This is a genomic window from Negativicoccus succinicivorans (assembly GCF_018373335.1).
Taxonomy (GTDB): Bacteria; Bacillota; Negativicutes; order Veillonellales; family Negativicoccaceae; genus Negativicoccus; species Negativicoccus succinicivorans_A.
Genome location: NZ_JAHAHH010000055.1, coordinates 1 through 8869, shown reverse-complemented (window position 1 = coordinate 8869; position 8869 = coordinate 1). Strand labels below are relative to the sequence as shown.

General features: G+C 48.1%; 8 protein-coding genes. All 8 read left to right on the top strand.

Annotated elements, in window-relative coordinates:
• The first annotated feature begins 416 nt into the window (after window positions 1-416).
• The gene (locus KH813_RS05000; protein ID WP_303990943.1) at window positions 417-1046 is read left to right on the top strand and encodes a DUF47 domain-containing protein; all 630 of its coding nucleotides are present in this window, start codon (window positions 417-419) and stop codon (window positions 1044-1046) included.
• Window positions 1039-2034, top strand: a complete 996-nt coding sequence (locus KH813_RS04995) for an inorganic phosphate transporter (protein WP_303994019.1) — start codon at window positions 1039-1041, stop codon at window positions 2032-2034. Before KH813_RS05000 ends, KH813_RS04995 begins: the two co-directional genes overlap by 8 nt.
• A gap of 105 nt (window positions 2035-2139) precedes the next feature.
• On the top strand, window positions 2140-3174 hold the full coding sequence (locus KH813_RS04990) for a cytochrome d ubiquinol oxidase subunit II (RefSeq protein ID WP_303994016.1): 1035 nt from the start codon (window positions 2140-2142) through the stop codon (window positions 3172-3174).
• Window positions 3175-3440: 266 nt separating this feature from the next.
• A complete protein-coding gene (locus KH813_RS04985) occupies window positions 3441-4313 on the top strand; it encodes a pyridoxamine kinase (RefSeq protein WP_303994013.1) in 873 nt (290 codons plus the stop codon).
• Window positions 4303-4830, top strand: coding sequence for an ECF transporter S component (locus KH813_RS04980; RefSeq protein ID WP_303994010.1), 528 nt, complete (start codon window positions 4303-4305; stop codon window positions 4828-4830). Before KH813_RS04985 ends, KH813_RS04980 begins: the two co-directional genes overlap by 11 nt.
• Window positions 4831-5640: 810 nt before the next feature.
• The gene (locus KH813_RS04975; protein WP_303994008.1) at window positions 5641-7005 is read left to right on the top strand and encodes an amidohydrolase family protein; all 1365 of its coding nucleotides are present in this window, start codon (window positions 5641-5643) and stop codon (window positions 7003-7005) included.
• Between the two features lie 9 nt (window positions 7006-7014).
• Window positions 7015-8364 (top strand): uracil-xanthine permease family protein, encoded by a 1350-nt coding sequence (locus tag KH813_RS04970; protein ID WP_303994005.1) that lies wholly within the window; start codon window positions 7015-7017, stop codon window positions 8362-8364.
• Window positions 8365-8422: 58 nt separating this feature from the next.
• Window positions 8423-8869: OB-fold nucleic acid binding domain-containing protein (locus KH813_RS04965; RefSeq protein ID WP_303994002.1), on the top strand; the 447-nt coding region annotated here is incomplete at its 3' end.

Below are 8869 nucleotides of genomic sequence, written 5' to 3'. Positions count from 1 at the left end.
CGTGATTAATGATCTGACCAATGAATCAAAAACCGATAGTCACGGCCGTGCGACAGTTACAGTGGCGGCTAACGGTTTGAATGTACTTGGTATAGAAATTGCGTACCCGACAGATGATCCTAATACGCAGGTAAAATACTTCTCGTCTCTCTCCTTTATTATTGAGCCGGAATAAGCATAAATTTTTTGAATACCATTTGTAAAGATTAAAAGAAGACCCTTTTTACTATGATGTATGGTAAAAAGGGTCTTCTTTTACATTTTTTACATGATTAGATAAAGCGAAATGCTTTGTCAAAATTTAGTAATTTTTAGGAATAATGACAGTTTAGACATTACGTGAATAGTTTATTATCAGTCGCTATGATATAATAATTTTACATGGAAAACTTTTGAGGGTGGATAGGAGACACAGCATGGCATTTCAGTTAAAACCGAAAGAAGAAAAATTCTTTGCATTGTTGGAAAAGCACGCAGAGCTGAGTGCAAATGCAGGGAGCATTCTCTATGACTGTTTTGCAAACAAAATTGACAGTAAAGAAGGACTGGACCAAGTCCGACAGTTAAAGCGAGAAGGCGCGGAAATTCGCTCGAAGACGATGGAACGTTTGCAAAAAACGTTTATCACACCGATCGATCGTGAGGATATTCAATCAGTGATTGAACAGCTGGACACAGCCTTGGATGAAATTAAAGAAATTATGGACAAGATGGTCATGTATCATCCGGGAGAACCGACTCCGGGCGCGGTTGCGATGGCACAGATCGTTGCGAAGTGTATGGATGAAATTCGTAAATCGGTGTCGTATATGCGCAACCTCAAAGGTAATTACTTGAAGATTGAAGCCCGCAGTAAGAAAGTAAGTAATTTGGAGTCACAGGGAGACGTCTACTACCATGAAGAGATGGCGAAACTTTTTACGGAATGTACGGATCCCATTCATATTATTAAATGGAAAGAAATTCTCTCGTCCATGGAAGAAGTGGTCGATGAGTGTGAAATCCTGGTCAATACTTTTCAGAGAGTCGTATTAAAATATGCATGAGCAACTACTTCTTTGGGGAGTTATTATACTTGCCATCGCATTTGACTATATCAACGGTTTTCATGATACAGCCAATGCGGTGGCAACTTCTGTGTCTACTCGGGCCATTCAACCGAAACATGCCATTATGATGGCGGCTATTTTAAACTTTTTCGGTGCTTTGGTAAGCACAGGGGTAGCCAAAACGATTGGCGGAGATATTATTTTATCGCCGTCTTTTGTAAACTCAGAAGTCTTAATCGCGGCGCTGATTGGCGCCAATTTCTGGAATGTTGCGAGTTGGTATTTCGGTATGCCGTCGAGTTCCTCGCACGCACTGGTTGGCGGTCTTATCGGCGCGGTTTCGGTGAGCGTCGGTTTTCAGGCGTTGGACTGGTCAGGAATCGGCACGATCTTTTTGGCGCTCGTTTTGTCGCCGGTGATTGCCTTTGGCGGCGGCTTTTTTGTGATGGTTATGTTGCTATGGTTGTTTGGAAGGCGTGCACCGTTTACCCTGAATCGCAAATTCCGTCGCTTACAGCTTTTTACGGCGGCGGCGATGGCATTTTCGCATGGCTCGAACGATGCACAGAAGTCGATGGGTATTATTACTTTGGCGTTGCTTTCCGCCGGCCATCTATCGTCGTTTGAAGTACCTCTTTGGGTCAAAGTAGTGTGCGCCGCGGCGATGGCGTTAGGGACGGCCGTAGGCGGTTGGAGAATTATTGCAACCGTAGGTCGAAAAGTGTTTCGCATGGAAAGTATTAACGGCTTTGCTGCGGATTTGAATTCATCTATCGTTATTTCGTTGGCTACGATGTTGCACATGCCTGTCAGTACCACGCACGTTGTTTCCGGCTCTATTATGGGCGTCGGTTCTGCCAAACGCGTCACGGCTGTCAATTGGAATGTGGCCCGCAGTATGGTGGTGACATGGATTTCGACCATTCCGCTGAGCGGTTTGGTATCGGCATTTGTGTTCTGGTGTTTACGAGGATTCGGACTGTAGTCCGAATCTTTTCTATGTTGATATAGAGACGTGATGCTTATGATTTGTATGTTATAATGAACATGATTTCTTACGGCGTTTAATTTGTATGATAGGGGATTGGTAATGAGTATTATCGAGTCATGGTTGCCCTGGCTTTCGCAGTTGGAAACACCGGGATTAGTGCTCTTCACCTCGCTTCTGATTGCTTTATATTTCTGGGTTACAGAAACTGATGTGGGCTTGGCGCTCACCGCACCGTGGACTATAAAAAATGAACGGGAAAGGTCGGCATTTTATTCTCTCTATCGGCCGGGATTTCAGGCTGGTGAGTTTGGTTTGGTAGCTGCTTTTTGGCTGCTGGATGCTATTTTTTTAGGACCGAAAGATGCGTATCATCAAGTGATTTGGATCGGCGTAGGCTTGGTCGTTTTGAATCTTCTGTTGCGTTTGGGAGCTGCCTGGAGCAGTGGTAAAACGATTAAAGGTGCACATGCGATGCGTTTTGTGCATGCGTTGGTGTCGGTTGCTACTGTGATTTATCTGATTACCGTCGGGTTCTCCGTTCTTTTAAATATCGGTATAGGGGCGGTCACGGTCGGCATGTTTTTTTGGTCGCCGATCGGAGTGGTTTGCGGTATTTGGGCTGTACTGGCCTGCACCTCCCACGGTGCGCTTTATGCAGCTTGGAAAACGACGAATCCGCTGCGCGAGAGATGTCGCGCTTTGGCATTGGTGATTCTGTTTATGCATATTCTCCTGTCCATTATCTTACTGTTGGCGATATATATGCTTGTGATTTTGCCGACACAGGTGAAACCGATTTTTATTGGTGGCGGTTTGGCTTCCATTCTGATTTATGTTGTAATGTACGTGACAGCGCGTAAGCGTCATGTAGGCGCGGCGTATTTCATGGGATATTTCGGCGCAATCGCGGCGTTTACCATGTACCAGCTGGTATTTTATATGATTATGCAGGAAACCGTGTTGCCCGGCGGCTGGGGTCAGGTGGCGAACCGTTTACCGACGTTATTTTGGCCGGCGGTGGCAGTTGCCGTCTGCGGCGCGATTATAGCGTTGGTGTATAAGTGGAGTCGTCCCGTCATTGAGTTGCCGCGCACCATAGGATGGAAGCAGAACGAAAACAGGGATAAGGGATAAAACTTTATTTTTCTGAAATCTATGCTATAATGTAATTGTACAGTGTTTACTGTACCCTGATTTCAGGAGCTCTATTGATGATATTTTCCCTGATTATCAATAGAGCGTCGGTATTCGTCTCCTCTATGAATACCGGCTAAAAAAGGTGACTGCGGTCACCTTTTTTTATTGCTTGATTTTCTGTCATGCTTTTTGACGTAAAACTGTATATTGATGTATGACAAAAAGAAATTTATCATGATTTATATCAATGTAAAGGAGTGTTTATGGGGGAAAAAATGGTTGAGTTGTCAGTACCAAGTTGTCTTACCGTACATGATCTGAGCCTGATGGGGCGTTGTGCATTGTCTGTTGCCATTCCGGTCTTGGCGGCATTGGGCGTACAGGCGGTACCGTTGCCCACTGCCCTTTATAGCAATCATCTGGGGTTTGCTCATCACTATATGCTGCCGCTCGATGAAGAAATACCTAAATTTGTGAAAGCATGGGAAGTGAACGGCGTTCACTTTGATGCCTTTTATAGCGGTTTTCTGGCTAATCCCGAGCAGATTCGATTGGTACATAACCTGATTCAGCGCTATACCCATCCGGGAGATTTGATTATGATCGATCCGGCAATGGCGGATCGCGGCAAAATGTATTCCGCATTTGACCATACGATGGTGCAAGCCATGCGCAATCTATTGCGCGATGCGACGATAACAACGCCCAATTATACCGAATCCTGTTTCTTATGTGATGTGCCGTACCATGCCGGACAGGTTTCAAAAGAGGAGGCTCGTCGGTTAGCGAGTGAGATTGCCGCGCTGGGACCGGAAACGGTGGTGATTACATCATTACCGCAGGAAAAAGGCTACTTGGCCAACTATTTGTATGATCAAAGTACGCACACGGAAGCGTGGTTTACCTTTGCTGAAATCCCGTTACCCGCGGTAGGAACGGGCGATTTGTTTGCGTCCGCGCTAGTCGGTTTGCGACTTAAAGGAGTGCCGTGGGCCGAGGCTGTACAAATCGCAGGGCAGTTTGTGACGAATGGAATTAAAAGATTGCAGGATGCCGGAACAAAAATTGAAAGCGGTGTGCCGTTTGAATTGGAATTGCCACATTTGTGGCGGGAAGGTGAAAAATATGCAAAATAGCAATACTATAGAAAAGCGAAGTCAATCGACAAGACAAATGGTATACATGGGGGTCGCCATCGCGCTTTGCGTGGTGGCGACGATGGTGCTTATCCCCATGCCGGGTGGCGCCATGGTTCATATGGGCAGTGCGGCACTTTACGTTATCGGAATCGTTTTCGGTCGCTGGGTAGGTGCGGTCGGTGGCGGTATCGGCTCGATGATCTTTGATGCCATCGTGGGATTGACCGGATATACGCCGTTTTCACTCGTTATTAAAGGCGTGGCGGGTTACCTCGTTGGCTACTTCGGACACACGCCGAATCGCCGGCCCAGCTACGGACGGGTGTTGATCGCGACGTTGATCGCATCGCTTTGGACTTTGGTAGGATACATTGTTGCATGGTGGGCTATCATCGGCAGCTGGGAGGCGGCGATTGCGAATATTCCGTTTTCTCTCATGACATCCGCATTGGGGATTGTCGTGGCGTTAGCGGTAGGCCCGAAATTGTATGAATTGATTCACAAGAGAAAATAAAAAAGAGAAAGCGTGCTGCTTTCTCTTTTTTATTTTAGACAGAGTCTTTATTAATAACCGGTGCCATATGATTGGGTAAGCGTGATATTATGCAATGAGTTGCCGTGAACAAAAAGCAGAGGCAGCTACCCAACGAACGGACTTTCACCGTCTTAGTGGCATAGCTACCTCTAATATTATTATTATACACGATTTCTGATGGGGTGGGCAAGGGGCGCATGTTTCCAAGAGGCCCGGCACGGTTCTCCGCATTCGTTTGAGCAGTTCAGTACGGGTGCTATCGGTATCGGGGCAGAAGTTCAGTGCATGGCTTGGGATTGTATTTTGTGCAAAGAGTTGTGTTAGTCGACAACACGGAGAAGGACCGGTATGCTGGCAGTAATCTTCCGTGTACGGGCAAAAAGTTATTGCCGTAACGGTGTTAATGCACGAAAGAGAAAGAGCAAACGATACGATTGTGAATGACGTTTTGACGGGAGAAGTATCAAGTAACGCAGAACATACGAAGATCTGTTTTTACTGCAAGTCGTTTGCGCCGCATAACGTTTTTTGTATCCGTGCCGATTGCGCAATGCGAAAAATGGGGAGAGTAACACCGATGCGTCGGCTTTTCATTTTTTATATACACTGACGAAAATTTGAAAAATTTGGCTTTCCGGTTATTTACAAATGTCGAATATGTTGATGTTAACCCCTGCATGCAAATGGCAACGGAGTGATTGCAATGACATATGCAATGATAAAATATTTCACCTTTTTATATCTAAATTTTGTATAATAATATAAAATGTTTGAGAAATGGGGAAGAGTATGACTTTACCTGCAAAGCACCACTTTGTGTTGGGGACGGCATTTCATGCTCCCGTTTGGGGAGAAGTGGAAGTGCTCGCCGATGCGCTTTTTGAAATCAATGCGGCGGGCACATTGGAACGTGTGCTGCTGCCCCGAGACGCCGACTATGCGAAAGCGGTAGACGATGCCCGAGCGAATGGCGAACTGGAAGAGTTATCCGCCACGCAATATTTGTTGCCGGGATTTGTCGATCTGCATATTCACGCGCCGCAATGGGAAAACATCGGTAACGCTTTGCATGTCCCGCTGGAGGATTGGCTGCAGAAATACACGTTCCCGCTCGAACAGTCACTTACCGATGGAGAAAAAGCGGCGCCGGTATTTGCGGATCTTGTTACGCGCAGCTTGGCAAACGGTACGACGACTGCACTGTACTACGGTACGCAAAATGTGGACGCGACGGTGTTGCTCGGTGAAGTATGTCAAACACTGGGCCAACGCGCGGCACTCGGTAAAGTGGTAATGGACAATCCCGATCAATGTCCGGATTACTATCGTGACGCATCCGCGGACGCGGGAATTGCCGGTACGGAAGAGGCGATTGAGCGCATCATGGCGCTTACGGATGAGCGGCAATTGCTGACTCCGGTCATTACACCCCGTTTTGTGCCTTCGTGTACGCCGGCAGCGCTGAAAGGACTCGGAGAACTGGCGGAGCGGTACCCGATTCCGATCCAAACCCATTTATCCGAATCGGACTGGCAGGCCGGTTATGCGCACAAGCACTTCGGTACATCGGATGCGGAGGTTTTGGACTCCTTTGGCCTTTTAACCGATCGTGCGGTGATGGGGCATGCGACGCAGTTGACGGAAGACGAGGCGGAATTGGTCGCCCAACGCGGCTCGACAATTTCCCATTGTCCGATTTCCAATGCGTTTTTCGGCAATGCCGTATATCCGGTTCGCCGTCGGCATGCACAAGGGGTCAAAGCGGGTTTGGGTACGGACGTGTCCGGCGGCTTTGCACCGTCGATTTATGCGAATATTCGTCAGGCGATTATCTCCAGTCGTATGCTGGAAGATGGTGTTGACGCGAATCTTCCCGCCGCGAGTCGCGGTGTGGCGGAGTCACGTATTGATTTTCGCCATGCGTTTTATATGGCGACGACGGCGGGCGGCAAAGCATTGCATCAAAATATCGGTCTGTTTTTACCGGGATATCATTGGGATGTGCAGCTGATCGATGTGGCCGCCCCCCATTCCGATATTGTTTTGTATAGCGAGGACGATACACAGTCTGTCTTGCAGAAAATTTTATTTACCGCCAACCGTGCCAATATTACTAAAGTATGGGTACAGGGACAATTGGTGTCAGGTCGTTAAGGAGAACTCATGGAGTCAGCGAAGAATTTGCAGGAAACACAGTACGAAGGACATTTAATTGTTGCGCCGAATGAAAAATTACCATGGAATAAAATTATTTTTCTCGGTTTGCAACACGTGTTGGCGATGGATGTGTACGTAGTACCGTTTGTCATCGCGTCGATTTTAAGCTTGGGGGTCGCGGAAGCGTCGATCCTAATTCAGGCGACATTCCTGGCGGCGGGGATTGCGACGATCATTCAGGCGCATTTTTGCATGCGCCTGCCGATTGCGCAAGGACCGAGCTATGTGCCGATCGGCGCTATTGTCGGGATAACGATGGCAGCCGGCGGCGGATTTTTAGGGCTGAATGAAGTGTTCGGTTCGACGATGGTGGCCTCGCTGCTGTTGGTCGTGCTCGGTTTGACCGGTGTGTTTCGTAAACTGATCAATGTGTTGGTGCCGCGTCTGGTGGGCGGTACGATTATTTTAATCATCGGGTTGTCGTTGCTGCCGGTGGCGCTGGATTCAAATATTTATACGATTTACGGAACGGAAACCGTGATACAGAATATTTTACTGGCGTTGGTTTCAGTTGTGACCTTGATCTTCTGCGTGACCTTGGGTATTCACATGGGTAAGAAGGGCAACTGGTTGCGAACCGGTGCCGTTATTTTCGCACTGGCGGCGGGAAGTGTTGCGGCGCAGGTGATGGGACGCTTTCAATGGGAAAGCGTAGCGGCGGCCGGTTGGCTCGCGCGGCCGCATTTGGCATTTATCGATTACATGCCGAGCTTTACACCGTCGGCTATTTTAACGATGATTTTTGTATTCTTCGTGTTGATGGCGGAGACCACCGGTACCTGGTTCGCGATCGGATCGGTGATCAATGAAGATGTTACACCGAAACAGGTAGATCGCGGCGTGGTCGGTGAAGGCCTCGGCTGTTTGGTATCGAGCCTCGTCGGTTCGACACCGGTCACCGGTTATTCGACCAATGCCGGTTTGATTTCCATCACCGGTGTCGCCAGCCGATATGCATTTTACGGCGCCGGCGCGTGGCTGATGATGTTCGGCTTGTCCGGCAAATTGGCGACATTGATTGCGTCTATTCCGGCACCGGTAATCGGAGGCGTGTTCGTGGTCGTTTGCGCGATTATCTCCCTTTCGGGAATTCGTATTTTGAAACAGGAACGGCTTACCGAACGCAACATGTTTGTCATCGGCGTCCCGATGGTTATTTCGTTAGCGTTGTATTTACTGCCGAAAGACTACATGGCAACGCTGCCTGAGTTGCTGCAATATGTACTTGGTTCGACCGTGGCATCGGCGGCCATTGTGGCAATTGTTTTAAATTTGATTTTGCCGCAGGAGGACTGATCATAAAAGCGGACTCGGAAGAGTCCGTTTTTTATATAATAGAGGAGAGGAGGTAACTATGCATTGGCAAGATCCGGTAACGATCATTAAAGGCATCGGTAAAGCCGCAGAACAACGTTTAGCTGTGCTTGGCATACATACCGTGGGTGATTTGCTGCAATATTATCCGCGCGCCTATCGTGATTATTCGCAAGTAGTGCCGATCCGTGCTCTGGCGGACGGTGCTGACGTGACCGTGGCAGGCGTCATCACGAAAGTGCAGGAGCGACGACCGCGCCCGCGCTTGTCTATTTTAAATGTGATCGTAAATGATGACAGCGGCAATCTCGAACTGGTTTATTTCAACCAGCCGTTTAAGCGGAAGCTGTTTCATGAGGGCGATCGGATTATCGCTTTCGGACGTATTAAAGCGGGCTATGGTAAATATCAAATGAATTCGCCCGAGGTAGTGTTTCCCGACGACCGAACCGCGGTCGAAGGTAAGTTGCAACCGGTCTATGGATTG